The sequence below is a fragment of the Sphingopyxis sp. genome, assembly GCF_041916015.1.
Lineage (GTDB): Bacteria > Pseudomonadota > Alphaproteobacteria > Sphingomonadales > Sphingomonadaceae > Sphingopyxis.
On record NZ_JAYSAH010000076.1, the window covers coordinates 133,651 to 153,602 of the forward strand.

Sequence of the window (19,952 nt, forward strand, 5' to 3'; positions counted from 1 at the left end):
GAGAGGCCGTGGTGCGGTGGGAACGGGACACCGTTCGGGCGAGACCAATGGCATCGAACCTTCCGTCCGGGCCGGGCGGCAAGGCACGATGTCCGTTGGAGTTCGCTTGCCGCCCGGCCCCGGAGTATCTGATCCATGGAAGCCCTGTTCACCTCGACCGCCGTCGTCGCGCTCGCCGAGATCGGCGACAAGACGCAGTTGCTAGCGATCCTGCTCGCGACGCGCTTCAACCGGCCCGTTCCGATCATCCTCGGCATATTGGCGGCGACGATTGCCAACCACGCGCTCGCGGCGCTGCTCGGCGCGTCGGCGGCCGCCTTTCTCGACAGCCCGGTCTTCCGCTACGCGATCGGCCTTTCGTTCGTCGCCATGGCGGCGTGGACTTTGATCCCCGACAAGTTCGAGGATGACGAGGCGCCGAAGCCGCGCTTCGGTGCGTTCGTGACGACGCTGATTGCCTTCTTTCTCGTCGAAATGGGCGACAAGACTCAGGTCGCGACGATCGCGCTTGGTGCACAATATCATAATGTCGTTGCGGTCACGACCGGGACGACGTTGGGGATGATGATCGCCAATGTCCCGGCGATCTTCCTCGGCAATGAACTGCTCAGGCGCGTCGATCTCAAGAAGGTGCGGATGGTCGCGGCGGCGCTATTCCTCGTCATCGGTCTGTGGGTTCTCGCGCAGGCGGCCGGTCTGTTCGGCTGATCCGGCTTGCCACCTGTCACGCCCGACAGCTAGCTATGTCCCTGCCCGCCGCCGCATAGGCGGGGGCGAGGAGAGCAGGATGCGTGATAACGGGAAGCAGGCGGCGTGAGCGGGCTCGATCTCCCTTCGAGCGTCGAGCGCGAGATGCTCGCTGCAAGCCTTCAGCGCCTGATCGCCGACAATCCACGTCCCGGCTGGCGCGATCTGGCCGATGCGATCGGGTTCGCCGGGCTGACGGTGCCCGAAGCCGCAGGCGGTTTCGGCGGCGGCGCGATTGAGGTTGCGGTCGCGATGGCCGAACTTGGTCCGGCGCTGGCGGGCGCCGACTGGCTCTCGCATGCCGCCGCGGCGATGCTGATCGCGCGGGTGGCACCGGATCACGCCGTGCTTCGCGAGTTCGCCGCCGGAGCCTGTCGCGCCGCGATCGTCTGTTCTGCATCCTGCACCATGATGCCCGAGGCCGAGGCGGGTGTCGTCCGCGGCACGGCGCGGCTTGTCGCGGGGGCCGCCGAGGCGGATTTTTTTCTGGTGGCCAGTAATGGCGGCATTTTCCTGCTCGCCGCCGACCCTGACAAGATCGAGCAGCGGCACCGGATCATGCACGACGGCAGTGTCACCGCCGACCTCGCCTTCGCATCATGCGGGGCTGAAGTTGTGGCGGACGATGCCGAGGCGCGTGCGGCAGGCGAATGGATCGCCGACCTGGTCCTCGCGGCGCGCTGCGCCGAGGCCGTCGGGCTGATGCAGCGTATGATCGCCGACAGTGCTGATTATATGAGGCAGCGGCGGCAATTCGGCGCGCCGATTGGATCGTTCCAGGCGCTGCGCCACCGCGCCGCGGACATGCAGCTTGCGCTGATGAAGGCAGGCGCGCTCACCGAGATTGCCGTGCTTGCGGTCGATCGCGATGCTGCCGACCGTGCCAGCGCGGTCAGCGCGGCGTCCATCGAGGTCGGCGACGCGGCGCGTATCGTTGGCGAAGGTGCAGTGCAGATCCACGGCGCGATGGGGTTGACCGAGGAATTGAGCCTCGGAACGCATTTCAAGCGTGCATTGGCGATCGCAGCGGCCTTCGGTTCGCGCGCCGACCATCTGGCGCGCTACGCCGAAGCGGCGGCCTGATCAGCCGAGGATCAGCTGGGCGATCAGGTCGCGCTGGATTTCGTTCGAGCCGGCATAGATGCTTGCGGCGCGGTCGTTGAGATAGCGCGGCACCGCGATCGCAAGCTCTGCCGGAGTTTGGCCGTCGGCATCGGCCCATGCGGCTGGCCCCGCGATCTCGCAGGCGAGCGTGTCGATTCGCTGCGCGGCTTCGGTCCCCAATATCTTGAGTACCGATGCGTAGAGAGCAGGGCTTCCGCCAAGGCCGCGCATCGCCTTGATCTCGAGAGCCTGCAAAGCCGAGAGAGTGATTGCTTCGCGATCGATTTCGGCACGCAGCACGGGGCCGATGCCCTCTTGCGCGCGCGCGCGCAGCCGTTCGAGCCGCCCGATCAGTCCCGGTGCATATTTGCCGCCGCGCTCGAAGGTCAGCAGATGTTTGGCGACCGACCAGCCTTCATTCTCGCCGCCGAGCCGGTTCGCCTGCGGTACGCGCACGTCGTCGAAGAAGACCTGATTGAACTCGTGATCGCCCGCCAGCGTGCGGATCGGTTCGACTGTGATGCCGGGGGTCGCCATGTCGAGCAGCAGGAAACTGATCCCGGCCTGCGGCTTGCCCTCGGTCGAGGTGCGGACGAGCGCGAACATGCGGTTCGCGAAATGCGCGTGGGTGGTCCAGATCTTCGACCCGTTCAGCACATAGTCGCTGCCGTCGGACACCGCGCGCAACTGGAGCGAGGCGAGATCGGACCCGGCGCCGGGTTCGGAAAAGCCCTGGCACCAATAATCCTCGCCCGACAGGATACGCGGCAGATAATGGGCGCGCTGTTCGGGGGTGCCGTAGTGCATGATCACCGGGGCGACCATCTTGAGCCCCATTGGCGCAAGGCCCGGCGCGCCGGCGGCAGCGCATTCGGCGGCGAAGATGTAGCGCTGAATCTCGTTCCAGCCGGGACCGCCGAACTCCGCCGGCCAGTCGGGTGCGGCCCAGCCGCGCGCATTCAAGATGCGTTGCCACGGCAGGGTGACGGCGGGATCGATGAAGACGCTGGTCGCGCGGCTCGCGGCGCGGCGGAGGTTGTCGGGCAGTTCCTCGGTGAGGAAAGCGCGCACTTCGGCGCGGAAATCGGCTAGGCCGGGGTCGATCAGGGCGTCGGTCAGCATGTCCATGCGCCCGGCTTACAGGCGCTGGCGTCGCCCGGCCAAGCTGGCACCTGCATCAGGCCGCCCGCGCGCCGACGAAGCCAAGCCCCGCGGCGATCTGGATCGACTGCGCTCGCCCGGTTGCGCCGAGCTTCGCGGCGGCATTGCGGAGATGGAAGCGCACCGTCGAGACCGACAGCGACAAGATGATCCCGATCTCGCCGTCGGTCTTGCCCGCCGCCGCCCAGCGCAGGCACTGGACCTCGCGCCGGGTCAGCGTCTGCGGCACGGTCGCGTTGCGCGGGCGTCCGCGCGCTTCATTGTGGGTCGCGACCAGCCTGACCGCAAGATTGTGGAGGCGGCCCGCATGGTCGGCGAAGATCGCCTCGACCCCGATGGGCTCGCGCGAGCACCAGAATACGGCGCCGACGAGCCCGCGCGGCAGATGCACCGGGGCGATGATCGCCTCGCCGAAATTGGGGGTGTTCTTCGCCTGCTCGCAATCGACCGCGTCGAGCAGCGCGGTGGGGCGCCAGGTGCGCAGGCGGCCGTCGCTGTAATAAAAGGGTTCGGCGACGAGACGCGCGGCCGTCAGGAACGCAATATGAAGTGCGAGCTTGCGGTCGCGCCAATAGGCGTGATCGGGGTCGATCCAGCGAAAGCTCGTCTCGGCATAGGGACGATCGTCGGCGTCGGCCATCGGATCGGGATCGCCGAGATCGGCCTGCGCGGCGATATAGGGAAGGCCGATCGCGTCGCCCGCCGTCTGAACCTCGGCGATCAGTGCGGGCATGTCCGACCAGCAAAGCGTCTGAGCTTCCGTCACCGTCTTTGTTCCATCCTCATCCTGCCACGGATGCCAGCTTGTTCGGGGCCCCGCAATTCGGTCCTCTGTCACCGTCCGGCTTCGCGCGACGCTCGCACATAGACGAGCCCCGCGACAAGCCGTTTGAGGGAGGACGAGTGATGAAGGCAATGCGTATTTTTCTGCTGGCAGGAACGGCGGCGGCTCTGGTTGGACCGATGCCGGCGTTCGCCGCCGAGGCCGACGCCGATCCGGCCGCCGAGACGGGCGACATCATCGTCACCGCGCAGCGCCGCGCCGAATCGATCAACGATGTCGGGATGGCGATCCAGGCGGTCGACGGCGATACGCTGGAGGCGCTGCGCGTCACCGACGTGCGCGACCTGACCGCAGTTGCGCCAAGCTTTACCGTGTCGCAAAGCTATCAGGGCGTGCCGACCTACACGCTGCGCGGCATCGGCTTCAATACGATCAACCTGTCGTCGACCTCGACCGTCGGCACCTATGTCGACGAGGTTGCCTACGCCTATCCGATCATGAACACCGGGCCGGTCATGGACCTCGAGCGCGTCGAGGTGCTGAAGGGACCGCAGGGCACGCTCTATGGCCGCAACACGACCGCCGGCCTGATCAACTTCATCACCGCGAAGCCGACCGATACCTTCGAGGGCGGGATCAGCGCCGACATCGGCAATTACCAGACGTGGAACCTCGCCGGGCATGTTTCGGGCCCGCTGGGCGAAGGCATCGCGGCGCGCATCGCCTTCCGCAGCGAGAACAGCGACAAGGGCTGGCAGGTCAGCAATTCGCGCGGCGAGCGGCAGGGCAAAGTCGACAAGCTCGGCATTCGCGGCTCGCTCGCGATCGATCCGGCGGCGGGTACCCATTTCGACCTGTCGGTGACCTGGTGGCAGAACAAGTCGGACACGGTGGTCGGGCAGGGCATCGGCTTCACACCGGCGACTGATCCGGTCACGGGGACGAGCAATTCGCGCTTCTTCAACGCGCGGGGCCTTGCCACCTACCTCGCGAACAATTTCCCGACCAAGGCGAGCCAGGCCGACTGGGCGCCCTATGCGCAGCGCGCGGCGGACATCGGCACCGGGCTCGGACTCGACGGGCCGCTTGCCGAGGATAACCGCTTCCTCGGGCTGAAGCTGCGCTGGGATCAGGATTTGGGCGATACGATGAAGCTCGTCTCGCTCACCAGCTACAACGACTTCCGGCGTAACGCGCTCTCGGACTGGAGCGGCGCGCCGTTCGAGGTGCTGCTCCAGAACACCGTCGGGCGGATCAAGAGCTTCGCGCAGGACGTTCATATCGAGGGCGAGAGCGGACCGGTGACCTGGCTCGTCGGCGGCTATTACGCCAACGACCGGATCATCGATTCGAACCGCACGATGCTGGGGCAGAATGCCAATGTCGGGCTGATCCGCGCCGCGGGCGCGCCGCTGCTTGCGAGCCCGATCTTCAATTCGAACGGCTATACGCTTGCCGAACTCAGCCAGGCGTTCCGCACCTATGAGGATTTCGGCCATATCCGGACGAAGACGTGGAGCATCTTCGCCAATGCAGACTGGGAACTCAGCGACCAGTTCAAGATTTCGGGCGGGCTTCGCTACACCGAGGACAAGCAGCGCTACAATGGCTGTTCGCGCGACTTCAACGGGAATATGCTGCCGAACGTCAACGTCGTGAACCGCGCGCTCTATCTTCAGACCTACGGCGTGCTCGCGCCGCAGATCACGCGGGGACAGTGCAACACCTTCGATCCGGTGACCGGCACCTTCGGCGAAGTGCGTTCGACGCTCGACGAGAATAATGTCGCGTGGCGCGTGGCGCTCGACTGGTCGCCGAACACCGACACGCTCGTCTATGCGTCGGTGTCGCGCGGCTACAAGTCGGGGACGACGCCGATCAACGCCGCGAACCTTGCGCGGCAGAATGCGCCGGTGACGCAGGAAAAGCTGACGGCCTATGAGGTCGGATTGAAGGCAACGCTGGCCGATCGCGCGGTGCAGGCCAATCTGTCGGCCTTCTATTATGATTACGCCGACAAGCAGATCAGCACCTATTTCGCCGATCCGATCTACACCGCGCTGTCGCGGCTCGACAATGTGCCGAAGTCGAAGGCCTATGGCGTCGAGGGCGAGCTGACGGTGCGGCCGGCGACCGGCGTGACACTGTCGGCGAACGGCCTGTGGCTGAAGACGCGGATCGACAATTACAATGGCACCAACGCGGCGGGGCAGCCGCAGAATTTCGATGGTGCCGAATTCATCTACAGCCCCGAATTCCAGGGTAGCCTGACTCTCGCTTACGACACGCCGGTGTCGGACAGCCTCAGCCTGACCGGCGCGGTCGCGGCGCGCTACCAGAGCAAGTCGAACACGATCTTCGAGGACCTCGATCTCTACAAGGTCAAGGCCTATGGAACGGTCAACGCCAGCCTGGGGTTGAAGAGCGAAAGCGGCTGGTCGGTATCGCTGTGGGCGAAGAATCTGTTCAACAGCTATTATTGGTCGGCGGTCGCGAGCAACGCCAATGTCGTCGTCCGCTTCCCGAACGCCCCGCGCACCTATGGGCTGACGCTCGGGTTTGATTTCTAGTCGGGTTCGGCACCGGCCCGCTCCCCCTCCCGGCCTCCCATAGGCTACTATTGTCGGGGAGGTCGGGAGGGGGAGCGGGCCGGTGCCGCTCGCGGCGAAAGCCGCAAACAATCACGGGAAGGGCGTAGCAGGCATGCAGGACAATTATCTGGGCACGATAATCGACTTCGCATCTCCCGCCGGGGAACTGGCCCTGCTTGCGCCCGACAGCGTCCAGTGGCGCGTCTACAAGAATCCGATCGCGCTCGGCATCGGCGGGATCGCGGCGGTGCTGCTGGAATTTGCCGAGCCGCGCATCCGCTCTGGGGTGTGGGATCATTCGACCTACAAGGCCGATCCGATCGGCCGCTCGCGCCGCACCGGCCTCGTCGCGATGCTCGCCTGCTATGGCCCGGCGAGCGTCGCCAGAGAGGTGATCGGCAAGGTCAACCGGATGCACGGGTCGGTGAAGGGAACGACTCCCGCGGGCGAAAGCTATCGTGCGCTCGATCCGGTTTTGCTCGACTGGGTGGCCGCAACCGCGTCCTACGGCTTTCTGATGGCCTATGACCGTTTCGTCCATTCACTGAGCGATGCCGACAAGGACCGCTTCATGCGCGACGGCGATGCCATCGGGCGCGAGTTCGGCGCGCGGCACGCGCCTGCCTCGGTCGCGGATTTCATGGCGATGATGGATAGGCTTGAACCGAAATTCGAACCGCATCCGATCCTCTTCGAATTCCTCGATATCATCCAATCCGGCCGTGCCGCGCCCGGAACGCCGCGCTTCTTGCATCGTGCGATCGCGCGTGCGTCGGTGTCGCTGCTCCCCGATCATATCCGCCACCGCCTCGACCTCGGACCGAAATATGAGCCGACGCGCGCCGACCGGCTGATGCTGCGCGCGGCGGGCAAGCTGGCCGACCGTTTCGGAAGCCGCAAATCGGCGCCGTGTCAGGCGAGTCTGCGGCTCGGGCTTCCTGCCGATTTCCTTTATCGTTCGCAGGCCGAGCAGAAGGTCCTGTTGCAGCAGCGTCGGGAACTCGCGCCCGTCACCGCATAGAGGCTATTCCGCCTCGGTGCTGAGCCCCAGTTCGGGAATGCCGATCGAGCGGCGGCCGCCGAAATCGGAGCGCACGACGATCGCGCCCTGCTTTTCCATATAGTCGACGAGCCGGCGGATGCGGCCGGGCGAACGTGTGCCATAAGCGCGGCCGAGTGCGTCGTCGTCGGGGCAGGGGCCGCCCTCGATCGCCGCGCGCGCGATCTGCACGAAGGGCGCGAGCATATCGTCGGGGAGGCGGTCGGCGGCGGCCAGAAGCTCGCGCCACTTGTCGTCGGCCGGATCGAAGATGCCGCCCTTTGCCAGCGCGAACCGTTTGCGAAACTGCGCGAGGTCGAGCGGAACGCGGCCGAGCTTCTGCATCCGGCAGCGCACCGAGAAATCCTGATAAAGAAAGGATTCGGGATGAAAGGCGCAATCGGGGTCGGCGAGCATATCTTCGAGCGCCGCCATGATCGCAGGTTCGGGGTCGGGCAGGTCGGCCTCCGGGAACAGCGTCGGTGCCGTTGTCGGCGCTTCGTCATCGGTCTCCTGCTCGGCGAAACGCTGGATCAGTTCCTGCGCCGCGACCGGCTTCGGTGGAGGCGCGGGTGCCGGGAGCGGTTGCGTTTCGAGCTCGGCGAACAGCATCGTCCGCATGTCCTGCGGCTCGGCGCTCGGCAGCGGCAGCAGGCCGTGCGTTCCGGCGCGCGTCGCTGTTTCGGTCGATCCGATCTTCACCGCGACCGGGCGCCGCGAAATGGCGGGGCCGAGCCCCAGGAAATGGCCGCGCTCGAGGTCGCGGATCGCCTCGGCCTGCCGCCGCTCCATGCCGAGCAGGTCGGCGGCGCGCGCCATGTCGATGTCGAGAAAGGTGCGCCCCATCAGGAAATTGCTCGCCTCGGCGGCGACATTCTTGGCAAGCTTGGCGAGCCGCTGCGTCGCGATCGCGCCGGCAAGCCCGCGCTTGCGGCCGCGGCACATCAGGTTCGTCATCGCCGACAGGCTGGCGCGGCGGACGGTGTCGGAGACGTCGCCAGATGCGCTGGGCGCGAACATCTGCGCTTCATCGACCACCACCAGCGCGGGAAACCAATGTTCGCGCGGGGCGTCGAACAGCGCGTTGAGGAACACTGCGGCGCAGCTCATCTGCGCTTCGATGTCGAGCGTGTCGAGCGCGACGATCACCGAAGCCCGATGCTCGCGGATGCGCGCGCCCATCGCGGCGATCTCGCGCTCGCTATAGTCGCCCGCATTGACGACGACGTGGCTGTAGCGGTCGGCGAGGGTGACGAAATCGCCCTCGGGATCGATCACGACCTGCTGGACGAGACCGGCGCTCTCCTCGAGCAGGCGGCGCAGAAGATGCGACTTGCCCGACCCCGAATTGCCCTGAACGAGCAGGCGCGTCGCGAGCAGTTCCTGCACGTTGACGTGAACGGCGGCGCCCCGGTCGTCGGTTCCGATTTCGATGCTGCTGTTCACGCCGCGTGCCCTATCGGGCGGCCGCGCGCTTGACAACAGGGCAGCCCGGCCGAAGGTCGGAAATAGGAGCGGCGCGGTGCCTGTCGATCGTCCGCAACAAGCCGCGGCAAGCGGTTCTTAACCAATTTCTTAACCAATAACGTCTAGCTTTGCGCAAGGAATGGGTGGGGCTTTACGAGGGATATCGCCAGACATGTACATGCATGCCGAGCCGTTCAGGGCGGTCGATCGGATTCGGCGCGCGGATACGCCTCTGAGGATGGCGGTCCTTCTGCCCTGCTATAACGAAGGGCTTGCTATCCGGACGGTCATCGAACGATTCCGCGCCGCGCTGCCCGATGCCGACATCTATGTCTACGACAACAACAGCCGTGACGAGTCGGTCGCGATCGCCCGCGCGGCGGGCGCGATCGTCCGCAGCGAGCCCCGACAGGGCAAGGGGCACGTCGTCCGCCGCATGTTCGCGGATGTCGAGGCCGACATCTATATCATGTGCGACGCCGACGAGACCTATGACGCCGCGGCGGCGCCCGATCTGCTGGCGCGCCTCGTCGAAGGCGGGCTCGACATGGTGGTCGGTACGCGCACCGACGTCAGCGGGACCGCCTATCGCCCCGCACATCGCTTCGGCAACTGGATGCTGACCTCGCTCGTCCGCACGATGTTCGGCGGCGGCTTCAGCGACATGCTGAGCGGCTATCGCATCTTCTCGCGGCGTTTCGTCAAATCCTTTCCGCAAATGTCTCAAGGCTTTGAGATCGAAACCGAACTCACCATCCATGCGCTGCAGCTCGGTATGCCGACGAGCGAAATGCCGACGCGTTTCAAGGATCGGATCGAGGGATCGGAGAGCAAGCTGCAGACGGTGTCCGACGGCGTGCGCATCCTGTGGACGATCGTCACGCTGCTCAAGCAGGAGCGGCCTTTTTTCCTGTTCGGAACCGCAGCGCTCGCGCTGTTCTGCCTGTCGTTGATGCTCGGCTATCCGGTGGTGACCGAATATCTTCGCAGCGGCACGGTGCCGCGGCTGCCGACCGCGATCCTCGCAACGGGAACGATGATCCTCGCCTCGCTCAGCCTGTTCAGCGGGCTGATCCTCGACACGGTAACGCGCGGACGGAAGGAAGCGAAGCTGCTGCGCTATCTGCAATGCGCGGGCGTCCATGCCCGCTGCGATACAGCGCGGGACGCGCTATCGGGACGAGCGGACCGATGAGGAAAAGCCGAAGCAAGCCGCGCATATGGGACACCGACTGGCTGGTCCTGCGTCCGCTGTCACGCCTGATTCTCGACCATGTCCGCACGCATAGCCCCGCTGCCCGGCTGGTCGATCTCGGGTGCGGCGACATGCCTTACAAGGCGGAGCTGGAACAGCAGAGCGTGCATTATCTGGGGGCCGACATCGACGATGGCGGCGACCTGAGGATCGACGCAAATGGTCGCGTTCCGCTCGAAGAGCAGTCAGTCGATGCCGTGCTCTCGGTCCAGGTGCTCGAGCATGTCCGCGATCTCGGCATCTATTTCGGCGAAATTCGCCGTCTGCTGCGGCGCGACGGCATTCTTTACCTCTCGACCCATGGGAGCTGGCTTTATCATCCTCATCCCGAGGATCATCGTCGCTGGACCGGGCCGGGCCTCGTCGCCGAACTCGACGCGCACGGTTTCCGGGTCGAAGAAAGTGTCGCTCTCGTCGGGCCGCTCGCGACGACGACGCTGATCCGGATGACCGGCTTCGTCTTCTTCCTTCGCAAGATCCCCCTCCTGGGGAGCGCGATCGCGAACGGGCTGGCAGTGCTGATGAACCTGCGTGCATTGATCGAAGACAAGCTGACGCCCGCCACGATTCGCCAGAACGACGCCTGCGTCTATTTCGTCCGCGCACGGTGCAAGCCATGATTGCCCGGTCTGCTTTGATCTATGGCGCAGTTTCCGCGATTTGCCTCGCCTTGCACAATATTGTCGTGATCGGCGGCGACGGGATCGGTTGGCCCTATCCGGCGTCGATCCTGCTCTCTTTCAGTCTGTCCGCAGCGACAGGATATTTGCTGCACAGCCTGCTGACTTTCGGAGTGCCGCTGCAAATGCGGCGTTTCGTTCGATACGCCGCTGCGATGTCGCTCAACATCCCGCTTGCGCTCGTCGCACTGTGGGCGTGGCACGATCTTGCGGGACTGGCGATGATCTGGGCCTCGCCGCTTGCGACTCTTTGCATGATCGTGGTGAACTTCCTGCTCAGCCGCTGGGCGATCGTCCCGCAGCGGCCAACCCGGGTGACCTGATATGACTGCCATGCCCCTGACCATCGACCGGCGCCGATTGCAGGATATTCTCGCCGAGCATCTGCCGGTGTTCGCGGTGAAGGTGCCGCACTATCAGGCCGTGATGCTCGACAGTCTGCTCGAACTGTGGATCGGACGCCCCGCGCGTCTGCTCGACATCGGCGGCGGCACCGGCGTGATAGCGCAGGCCATGGCCGATCTGTTTCCGGTCGAATCGGTCGAAGCGATCGATCTCGTCGACCGCTTCTGTCCGACGCTGAAGGTGCCGACGCGGCAATATGACGGCCGGCATATTCCCAGTGCGGACAATGCGTTCGATGCCGCAGTGCTTAACAATGTGCTGCATCATGTCCCGCCCGAAGTACGTGCCGACCTGATGCGCGAAATTCGCCGCGCCGTCGCGGGCCCCGTCTATATCAAGGATCATCTGGCGGTTGGCATGATCGACCGTCTGCGGCTGACTGCGCTCGATGCCTGGGGCAACATCCCGTTCGGCGGCATGGTCAAGGCGAATTATCTTTCGCGCCCTGACTGGGATGCATTGGCCGACGCCGGCGGTTACCGGATCGGCGCCATTGCGGGGCCCGCGGGGTATCGTACCGGCCTGGCCGGCCTCGCTTTCCCGAACCGGCTGGAGATCACGATGCGGTTCGACCCTGCGTGATGCTCCGGTAGGAGCGAGTCCTTGCGAATCCTTTCGGTCAGCAATTTCTTCGATACGCACGGCGGCGGGCTGGAGCGCGTCGCGGGGCATCTGAATCGTGAATTCGCGGCAGCCGGGCATGAAGTCGCGTGGGCGGCCAGCGATGCCGACGGGCTACCCGCGAATCCCGCGCAGTCCGTCGCCCTGCGCTGCGTCAATCCGACGGAAAGTCTGACCGGATTGCCGATGCCGATACCTGGCCCGCGCTCTGTTGTGCGGCTGTGGCGCGCCGTCCGGCAGGCCGATGCGGTTGTGGTTCACGACGCGCTCTATGTGACGTCGATCCTCGCGATGATCTTTGCGAAGGTGGCGCGAAGGCGAACGGTCATGGTACAGCATATCGGCGCCATCCCCTTTGCGAACCCGTTGCTGAACGCGATGCTGAAGCTCGCCAACGCGCTGGTCACAGCGCCGATGATGGCCGCGGTCGACCATCTCGCCTTCATCAGCGCGACGGTGCGGGCCGATCTGCTTGGCAGCCATCCGAAGCGGGAGTCGCTGCTCGTATTCAACGGAACCGATCGGTCGATCTTTCATGATCGCCCGAGCGCACCGCGTGGGGAAGCGCGTGCGCGGTGGGCGCTGCCGGGCGATGCAAAGCTGGCTGTCTTCGTCGGCCGCTTCGTCGAGAAAAAGGGCTTGCGCGTGCTGCGACTGGTTGCCGAGCAGCGTCCCGAGGTGCAGTTCGCCTTGGTAGGGCAGGGCCCCATTGATCCGCGCGTATGGGGGCTGCCCAACGTTCATGTCCTCGGGCAGCAGCCGCAGCAGTCGATCGCCGATCTTTATCGCGCCGCCGACGTGCTCCTGCTTCCCAGCGTTGGCGAAGGCTATCCGCTCGTCATTCAGGAAGCGATGGCCTGCGGGCTCCCGGTTATCTGCGGGGTCCAGAGCGCGCATGCCGACCCGGAGGCCCGCCGCTGGCTCGTCGGCATCGATATCGATCTTGACGATGCCGTGCGGTCCGCCGCGGCCTGCGCGGCGGCTCTCGACGGACCGGCGCCCCCGCGCGCCGACCGGGCCGCCATGGCGCGCTATGCGGCGGAAACCTACAATTGGACCCGGATGGCTTCGGCGTTGCTGGACGGCATCGCGCCGGTCAGCCGATAATTTCGACGCGGCACCCCAGTTTCTCCAGCCGCGTGGCAAGCGTCCGGTTCGCCTTGTCGTTCACGCCGCGGATTTTGCCATAATAGGCGTTGATCGGTGTGAGCAGCGCCTGGTCGCCGAGCGCGACGGTCGCACCCCTTGCGCAGAGCGTTCGGGCGAGCGGTTCGTCGATGTTTTCGCGCAGCAGTCGTATCGGGCGCCTATCGAGAAAGGGCGGGTTGGTGACGAGGTCCGCCGAATAGGAGGCGTCGCTTTTGCCGATGATGACAAAATCGGCATCGCTCGCATCGATCTGCGCGGAAATCCGGGCAAAGGGTGCGTAAAAGCCATGGGCGATCCACGCCTGGACCGGAAAGACGAAGAGGATGCTCGCGAGCGTCGTTCGCACCAGAAGGGGACGCCAGGAATCGAGGCGCTCTTTTAGGGCGACCCAGCCGTAAACCGCCAGCAGGATCGCGTTCCCGATCAGTCCATGGAGATAGCGATAGCCGAAGCCATGTCCCTGATAGGGCAGAATGACCGTCATCACCGCCAGCGTCAGCAATATCCCCGCAGCCAGTCCCCGCGCCAGCCGGTCGCGCCATGCGAAGCGAAGTCCAAGCAGCAGCAGCGGCAGCAGGAGCAGATGCTGCCAGGCCAGGAAGCGGATAATATTGGCGCCCATATTCGGGAAGCGAAATGCGCCGCCATCTTTGATCGCCAGCAGCAACCGGGTCCAGAAATCGACGCCGTCGGCTTGCGGAGCGAGCGGATCGGCCTCCACCAGTGTCCAGATGAAGCCGGGCCACCAAAACCAGAAGGCACCGATCGCGGCATAGGCCACAACGTAGAAAGCGGCGCGGCGCCAGTCGCGTTCGAGAACCAGCGAGGCGAGGATCGGCGCGGCGAACATCGGATGCATGATCGGCTGATGCAGTCCGACCGCGACGAAGCCGAGCAGCACCGCGGCGAGGTCCGATCCCATCGTCCGGCGGAGGAAGAGCCAGAGCCAGCAGAGATTGAGCGCGAGGTGCGCCGGCATCGCATAGGCGGTCATGCCGTTGAACAGGATTTGTCCCGAGCCGAGATAGAGGAGCAGCGCGACGACCGGGGCTTCGCCATTCTCCGGCCAGATGCGCCGCGCGCAGCCCCACAGCGCCAACGCCCCGAGCAGGATCATCGCCGGCCCGGTCAGCGCTGCGTTCCCAGCCAGCGCGAACAGCGCACGCAGCGCGGCATTGAGCGGAAGATAGGCCGAGACCCAGGCTGCGGTTTCCCTTGTCGGATACAGGTATATCGTGTTGAGCGCGTCGGCATGCAGGCGCCATGCCTCGGGCAGGGGCGCGACGACCATGCCGCGGGCGAAGATCGCGGCGTCGAAGGTCGCAAGTTGCTCGTCGCGGCTGAGATCGTAGCCCGACAGAATCCAGTAATGGCCGGCAAAGGCAGCGAGCCCCATGCAAGCCGCGGCTGCGGCCGCAATTCGCCAGTTTGCGGTCAGGGGGCTGCGCTGCGCCGGCACATGCCAGAGGCCGAGGAACAGCAAAAGGCTGCCCCCGAATAACAGCCAGCGATCCTGCCGATGAAGCATGTTGAGGCTGAGGTTGGTGTCGGCGGGACAGAGCGCCGCGAGCGCGAAAGCAAGGACCATCGCGACCGCGAGCGGCCCGAAGCTTATGTAGAACAGCGTCTTTTGCGCTGCCTCTTCCTTGAGGCTGCTTTTCGCTATCGGCATCGGTTTTCGGTGCCCGATTATGTCTAATTTAGCGTTAACCCGAAGGATCTCGCCGGGCATCGAGTTGCTCGAGATCCTTGATCGAGTTGATATTGCCGATCGGGAAGGGCGTTTCGATCGCGCGTGCGCCGATCCCCGCGGCCCACGCATGCATCGCCCCGGCGCCATGGCGGTCGAGCCAGGCGATCAGCCGCGAGGCTTTGGCGGTCGGCCAGATGCCGATTACCGGGCAGTCGGCGGCAAAGGCCGCTTTCTGTTCCGCAAGGCGGTCGAGCAGCCCCTTGGGAAGCTGCGGCGTGTCGCAGGGGAGGGACAGGAGGCGCTCATATCCCCGCTCGTGCGCGGCGGACAGTGCACCCGCCAGCCCGCCGAGCGGTCCGAGGCCGGGACGCGGGCGGTCGGTGACGCTCTCGCGGTCGGGATGCTCGCGGCCCGACACGAACACGATCTCACACAGCGGATCGAGCGCCGCGATCGACCAGTCGAGCAACGTGCGCCCGCGCCAGATTTCCTCCGCCTTGTCGCGTCCGAAGCGCGACGAGGCGCCGCCTGCCAGGACGACGCCGGCGATAGCGGGGACAGAGGTCAATCGATCGTCCGTGCGAGCTCGCGGTTGAGCCACAGCGCGACGAGCGTGCCGATCGCGCCCGACAGCAGATAGCCGCCCGCGGCGATCAGCCCGTACTGGCTCGACAGCCACAGCGCGACCATCGGCGCGAAGCCTGCGCCGAACAGCCAGGCAAGGTCGGAGGTGAGCGCCGATCCGGTGTAGCGGTGGCGCGGGTCGAAGTTCGAAGACAGTGCCCCCGACGATTGGCCGAAGGAGAAACCGAGGAGCAGGAAGCCGCTGATCATGAACACCGCCTCGCCGATCTCGCCCGCGCCGAGGAGTTGCGGCGCGAAGCCGCTGTAGGCGGCGATTGCCGCCGCCGTTACGCCCAGAAGCGTGCGCCGCCCGACGCGGTCGGCGAGATAGCCCGACGCGATGATCGCAAGCACGCCGACCATCGCGGCGATCGCCTCGATCATCAGGAAGCGCACCGGGGTTTCTTCGGTGAAGAGGAACACCCACGACAGCGGGAAGACGGTGACCATGTGGAACAGCGCGAAGCTTGCGAGCGGGGCGAAGGCACCCATCGCGATGATCCGCCATTCGGAGCGCAGCGTTTCGGTGAGCTTCGCGGGTTCGAGGTCGCGATCCTCGAACAGCGTCGTATATTCGGGGGTCACGACGATGCGGAGCCGCGCGAACAGCGCGACGACGTTGATCGCAAAGGCGACGAAGAAGGGATAGCGCCAGCCCCAGTCGAGGAAATCCTGCGCCGGCAGAGCGGCGATCAGGAACATGAAGAGCAGGCTGGCGACGATCAGGCCGAGCGGGGCGCCGAGCTGCGGGATCATCGCATACCAGCCGCGCCGGTTCTCCGGCGCGTTAACCGCGAGCAGCGAGGCGAGCCCGTCCCACGAACCGCCGAGCGCGACACCCTGACCCATGCGGAACAGCGCGAGGAGCAGCGCGGCGCCGATCCCCGCGGTCTCATAGCTCGGGACGAAGGCGATCGCGGCCGTCGAGCCGCCGAGCAGGAAGAGCGCGATCGTCAGCTTGGCGCCGCGGCCATAGACGCGGTCGATCCACGAGAAGATCATCGTGCCGACCGGACGCGCGAGGAAGGCGAGCGCGAAGATCGCGAACGACCAGAGCGTTCCGGTGAGCGGATCGAGTTGCGGAAAGACCAGCTTCGGGAACACCAGCACCGACGCGATCGCATAAACGAAAAAGTCGAAAAATTCCGAGGTTCGCCCTATGATGACCCCGATCGCGATCTCGGCAGGGGAAATGCGGTGGTCATCTTCGTAGAGCGCACGCGCATCGCGTTCGGCCTGGGTGGTGGACGGCGCGGTTTCGGCAGACATAATTTGCGTCCTGCTGCTGGCGCCAGCAAAATGGCGCGAGTCGATCATAGGGCAAAAATGCCCGGTATGAAATTGCCCCTGCGCGATCGGCGGCGGCCGCGGGATTGGACAAAATGTCCTATGTGCACTGCAGCAAAGGAGGCCTAGGCGCGCATCATGCCAAGCAAGCTCCCTCTTTTTCTCGCCCGGATGCTGCGGTTTTCGCCGCTCGCCGCGCTGCCCTTGCTGTCGGGCTGCGGTATGGTCGTGCTCGATCCGGCGGGCGATGTCGCGCGCCAGCAGGGCGATCTGATCGTCATCTCGACCGTGCTGATGCTGCTGATCATCGTGCCGGTGATGGCATTGACGGTGTTTTTCGCATGGCGCTATCGCGCGGCCAACAAGGAGGCGACCTACAAGCCTGACTGGGACCATTCGACCCAGCTCGAGCTCGTGATCTGGTCGGCGCCGCTCCTGATCATCATCTGTCTGGGTGCGGTGACCTGGGTCGCAACGCATTTGCTCGACCCTTATCGCCCGCTTGCGCGCACGGGACCGGGGCAGGCGATTGCAGCCAATGTGAAGCCGATCGACGTCAATGTCGTCGCGCTCGACTGGAAATGGCTGTTCATCTATCCCGAACAGGGGATCGCGACGGTCAATGAACTCGCGGTGCCGGTGAACCGTCCGGTGCGTTTCCGCATCTCCTCCTCGACGGTGATGAACAGCTTCTACGTCCCGGCGCTCGCAGGGCAGATTTATGCGATGCCGGGGATGGAGACCAAGCTCCACGGCGTGTTCGACAAGACCGGCACCTTCGATGGCTTTTCGGCCAATTATTCGGGCTGGGGCTTTTCGCAGATGCGCTTCAAGGTGAAAAGCCTGCCCGCACCCGCCTTCGACCAGTGGGTCGCCGGGGTGAAGGGCTCGGGCGAGGGCGACCTCGACCGCATGGCATATCTCAAACTCGAGAAGCCGAGCCAGAAGGAGCCGGTGCGTCATTTCGCCGCGGTCGATCCCGAACTGTTCGACGCGGTGGTCAACATGTGCGTCGAGCCCGGCAAGATGTGCATGCACGACATGATGGCGATCGATGCCAAGGGTGGCGCGGGCATCGCCGGCATCGGGAATGTCCGCTCGGTCACCTATGACAAGTTCGCCGCGCGCGGCACCGGCGAGGCCGCGAACTGGAGCGTGCGCTATGTCGCGGCGCTGTGCAGCCAGCAGATGCAGCCGGGTGACCGCCCCGACGCAACGCCGGTCGATCCGGCGCCGCTGCGGGGCGAAGGCCTGCGCCATCCGAACCAGACGTCCGAGCGCACCGCGCTGAACGCCGTCCCCCGCCAGACCAGCTGAAGGCAGCGAGACCCGTGATTACCCCGCACCCCGCACCCGCAACCGATCCCGTTTTCGGCAAGCTGTCGCTCGAGGCGCTGCCGCTGCACGAGCCGATCCTTGTCGTCACCTTCATCGCCGTCGCGATCGGTGGCATCGCGGTCCTCGCCGCGATCACCAGATATCGCCTCTGGGGCTGGCTGTGGCGCGACTGGCTGACCACCGTCGATCACAAGCGCATCGGGATCATGTACATGATCCTGGGACTCATCATGTTCCTGCGCGGATTCTCCGACGCGATCATGATGCGGTTGCAGCAGGTCATGGCGTTCAACGGGTCCGAAGGCTATCTGCCGCCGCACCATTATGATCAGGTCTTCACCGCGCACGGCGTGATCATGATCTTCTTCGTCGCGATGCCGTTCATCACCGGCCTGATGAACTATATCGTCCCGCTGCAGATCGGCGCGCGCGACGTCAGCTTTCCCTTCCTCAACAATTTCAGCTTCTGGATGACGACGTCGGGCGCGGTTCTGACGATGATTTCGCTGTTCGTCGGCGAATATGCCCAGACGGGCTGGCTTGCCTATCCGCCGCTGTCGGGGATCGCTTATAGCCCCAATGTCGGCGTCGACTATTATATCTGGGGGCTTCAGATAGCCGGCGTCGGCACGACCCTGTCGGGGATCAACCTGATCGTCACGATCCTGAAACTGCGCGCGCCGGGAATGGGCCTGATGAAGATGCCTGTCTTCACCTGGACCAGCCTCTGCTCGAACATCCTGATCGTGGCGAGCTTCCCGATCCTGACCGCGACGCTCGTCTTGCTCAGCCTCGACCGCTATGCGGGCACCAACTTCTTCACCAACGATCTCGGCGGCTCGCCGATGATGTATGTGAACCTGATCTGGATATGGGGCCATCCCGAGGTCTACATTCTCGTGCTGCCGCTGTTCGGCGTCTATTCGGAGGTCACCGCGACCTTCTCAGGCAAGAAGCTCTTCGGCTATACCTCGATGGTCTATGCGACGGTGTGCATCACCATCCTGTCGTACATCGTCTGGCTGCATCACTTCTTCACCATGGGGTCGGGAGCGAGCGTCAACAGCTTCTTCGGCATCACGACGATGGTGATCTCGATCCCGACCGGGGCGAAGCTCTTCAACTGGCTGTTCACCATGTATCGCGGCCGCATCCGTTTCGAACTGCCGATGATGTGGACGGTCGCCTTCATGCTGACCTTCGTCATCGGCGGGATGACCGGGGTGCTGCTCGCCGTGCCGCCCGCCGACTTCGTGCTGCACAACTCGTTGTTCCTGATCGCGCATTTCCACAATGTGATCATCGGCGGCGTGCTGTTCGGCCTGTTCGCGGCGATCAATTACTGGTGGCCCAAGGCCTTCGGCTTCAAGCTCGACGTCTTCTGGGGCAAGATCAGCTTCTGGTGCTGGGTGGTCGGTTTCTGGCTCGCCTTCATGCCGCTCTATATCCTCGGCTTGATGGGGGTGACCCGCCGGATGCGCGTGTTCGACGATCCGAGCCTGCAAATCTGGTTCGCGATCGCCGCGATCGGCGCCGCGGTCATCGCGGTCGGCATCGCGGCGATGCTCATCCAGTTCGGCGTGAGCATCTGGCGGCGCAAGGAACTCGCCGACGACAGCGGTGACCCGTGGAATGGCCGTACGCTCGAATGGGCGACCAGCTCGCCGCCGCCCGACTATAATTTCGCCTTCACGCCGAAGATTCATGCGCTCGACGCGTGGTACGACATGAAGAAGCGCGGTGCGGTGCGTCCGGTCGGCGGTTTTCGCGACATCCATATGCCGAGCAACACCGGCGCAGGGATCATTCTTGCGGGCGTCTGCCTGGTGATGGGGTTCGCGCTGGTCTGGCACATCTGGTGGCTGGTGATCGCGAGTTTTGGGGCGACGATCGCCTATGCGATCTTCCACACCTTCAACTACAAGCGCGACTTCGACATTCCGGCGGCCACCGTCGCGGCGGTCGAGGATGCGCGGACAAGCCAACTCGCGGCCGGAGCCTGATGCG

At 65.0% G+C, this 19,952-nt stretch carries 17 protein-coding genes; 11 read left to right on the forward strand and 6 right to left on the reverse strand.

The genetic code is table 11. The features are described from left to right. Positions 1 to 135: 135 nt before the first annotated feature. Both ACE3SL_RS11495 and ACE3SL_RS11500 read left to right on the forward strand, forming a co-directional pair. Entirely contained in the window at positions 136 to 708 is a 573-nt protein-coding gene (locus ACE3SL_RS11495) for a TMEM165/GDT1 family protein (RefSeq protein WP_374525869.1), read from the forward strand. 105 nt (positions 709 to 813) lie between these two features. After that, entirely contained in the window at positions 814 to 1,830 is a 1,017-nt protein-coding gene (locus tag ACE3SL_RS11500; protein WP_374525870.1) for an acyl-CoA dehydrogenase family protein, read from the forward strand. On the opposite strand, the gene ACE3SL_RS11505 is transcribed toward ACE3SL_RS11500, so the two are convergent. Both ACE3SL_RS11505 and ACE3SL_RS11510 read right to left on the reverse strand, forming a co-directional pair. After that, the gene (locus ACE3SL_RS11505; protein WP_374525871.1) at positions 1,831 to 2,979 is read right to left on the reverse strand and encodes an acyl-CoA dehydrogenase family protein; all 1,149 of its coding nucleotides are present in this window, start codon (positions 2,977 to 2,979) and stop codon (positions 1,831 to 1,833) included. A 49-nt stretch (positions 2,980 to 3,028) separates the two neighbouring features. Further along, a complete protein-coding gene (locus ACE3SL_RS11510; RefSeq protein ID WP_374525872.1) occupies positions 3,029 to 3,778 on the reverse strand; it encodes a LuxR C-terminal-related transcriptional regulator in 750 nt (249 codons plus the stop codon). Positions 3,779 to 3,927: 149 nt separating this feature from the next. Between ACE3SL_RS11510 and ACE3SL_RS11515 the strand changes: the two genes are divergently transcribed. Further along, on the forward strand, positions 3,928 to 6,366 hold the full coding sequence (locus ACE3SL_RS11515) for a TonB-dependent receptor (RefSeq protein WP_374525873.1): 2,439 nt from the start codon (positions 3,928 to 3,930) through the stop codon (positions 6,364 to 6,366). Between the two features lie 133 nt (positions 6,367 to 6,499). Further along, positions 6,500 to 7,408 (forward strand): oxygenase MpaB family protein, encoded by a 909-nt coding sequence (locus ACE3SL_RS11520; protein WP_374525874.1) that lies wholly within the window; start codon positions 6,500 to 6,502, stop codon positions 7,406 to 7,408. 3 nt (positions 7,409 to 7,411) lie between these two features. Here the strand turns inward: ACE3SL_RS11520 and ACE3SL_RS11525 are convergent, their stop codons facing one another. Continuing rightward, entirely contained in the window at positions 7,412 to 8,872 is a 1,461-nt protein-coding gene (locus tag ACE3SL_RS11525) for a helicase HerA domain-containing protein (RefSeq protein WP_374525875.1), read from the reverse strand. A 259-nt stretch (positions 8,873 to 9,131) separates the two neighbouring features. Here ACE3SL_RS11525 and ACE3SL_RS11530 point away from each other — a divergent pair, with 259 nt between their 5' ends. From ACE3SL_RS11530 to ACE3SL_RS11550, 5 genes are read left to right on the forward strand one after another with little or no spacing between them, the layout of a single operon-like run. Further along, positions 9,132 to 10,088 (forward strand): glycosyltransferase family 2 protein, encoded by a 957-nt coding sequence (locus tag ACE3SL_RS11530; RefSeq protein ID WP_374525876.1) that lies wholly within the window; start codon positions 9,132 to 9,134, stop codon positions 10,086 to 10,088. Next, the gene (locus tag ACE3SL_RS11535) at positions 10,085 to 10,768 is read left to right on the forward strand and encodes a class I SAM-dependent methyltransferase (protein ID WP_374525877.1); all 684 of its coding nucleotides are present in this window, start codon (positions 10,085 to 10,087) and stop codon (positions 10,766 to 10,768) included. Before ACE3SL_RS11530 ends, ACE3SL_RS11535 begins: the two co-directional genes overlap by 4 nt. Next, on the forward strand, positions 10,765 to 11,151 hold the full coding sequence (locus ACE3SL_RS11540) for a GtrA family protein (RefSeq protein ID WP_374525878.1): 387 nt from the start codon (positions 10,765 to 10,767) through the stop codon (positions 11,149 to 11,151). Before ACE3SL_RS11535 ends, ACE3SL_RS11540 begins: the two co-directional genes overlap by 4 nt. A gap of 1 nt (position 11,152) precedes the next feature. Continuing rightward, positions 11,153 to 11,815 carry a class I SAM-dependent methyltransferase gene (locus ACE3SL_RS11545; protein ID WP_374525879.1) on the forward strand — a complete coding sequence of 221 codons (663 nt, stop codon included), beginning with the start codon at positions 11,153 to 11,155 and terminating at the stop codon, positions 11,813 to 11,815. 21 nt (positions 11,816 to 11,836) lie between these two features. Next, positions 11,837 to 12,961, forward strand: a complete 1,125-nt coding sequence (locus ACE3SL_RS11550; RefSeq protein WP_374525880.1) for a glycosyltransferase family 4 protein — start codon at positions 11,837 to 11,839, stop codon at positions 12,959 to 12,961. Here ACE3SL_RS11550 and ACE3SL_RS11555 read toward each other — a convergent pair. The 3 genes from ACE3SL_RS11555 to ACE3SL_RS11565 are packed head-to-tail and all read right to left on the reverse strand — an operon-like array spanning position 12,951 to position 16,589. Continuing rightward, on the reverse strand, positions 12,951 to 14,675 hold the full coding sequence (locus ACE3SL_RS11555; protein WP_374525881.1) for a hypothetical protein: 1,725 nt from the start codon (positions 14,673 to 14,675) through the stop codon (positions 12,951 to 12,953). The genes ACE3SL_RS11550 and ACE3SL_RS11555 overlap by 11 nt on opposite strands. A gap of 34 nt (positions 14,676 to 14,709) precedes the next feature. Continuing rightward, positions 14,710 to 15,264 carry a molybdenum cofactor guanylyltransferase gene (locus tag ACE3SL_RS11560; protein ID WP_374525882.1) on the reverse strand — a complete coding sequence of 185 codons (555 nt, stop codon included), beginning with the start codon at positions 15,262 to 15,264 and terminating at the stop codon, positions 14,710 to 14,712. After that, the gene (locus tag ACE3SL_RS11565) at positions 15,261 to 16,589 is read right to left on the reverse strand and encodes an MFS transporter (protein ID WP_374525883.1); all 1,329 of its coding nucleotides are present in this window, start codon (positions 16,587 to 16,589) and stop codon (positions 15,261 to 15,263) included. The genes ACE3SL_RS11560 and ACE3SL_RS11565 overlap by 4 nt, the downstream gene beginning before the upstream one ends. Before the next feature lie 156 nt (positions 16,590 to 16,745). Between ACE3SL_RS11565 and cyoA the strand changes: the two genes are divergently transcribed. Both cyoA and cyoB read left to right on the forward strand, forming a co-directional pair. Then, the gene (gene cyoA / locus ACE3SL_RS11570; RefSeq protein ID WP_374525884.1) at positions 16,746 to 17,924 is read left to right on the forward strand and encodes a ubiquinol oxidase subunit II; all 1,179 of its coding nucleotides are present in this window, start codon (positions 16,746 to 16,748) and stop codon (positions 17,922 to 17,924) included. Between the two features lie 17 nt (positions 17,925 to 17,941). Then, on the forward strand, positions 17,942 to 19,948 hold the full coding sequence (gene cyoB, locus ACE3SL_RS11575; protein WP_374525913.1) for a cytochrome o ubiquinol oxidase subunit I: 2,007 nt from the start codon (positions 17,942 to 17,944) through the stop codon (positions 19,946 to 19,948). Positions 19,949 to 19,952: the final 4 nt, after the last annotated feature.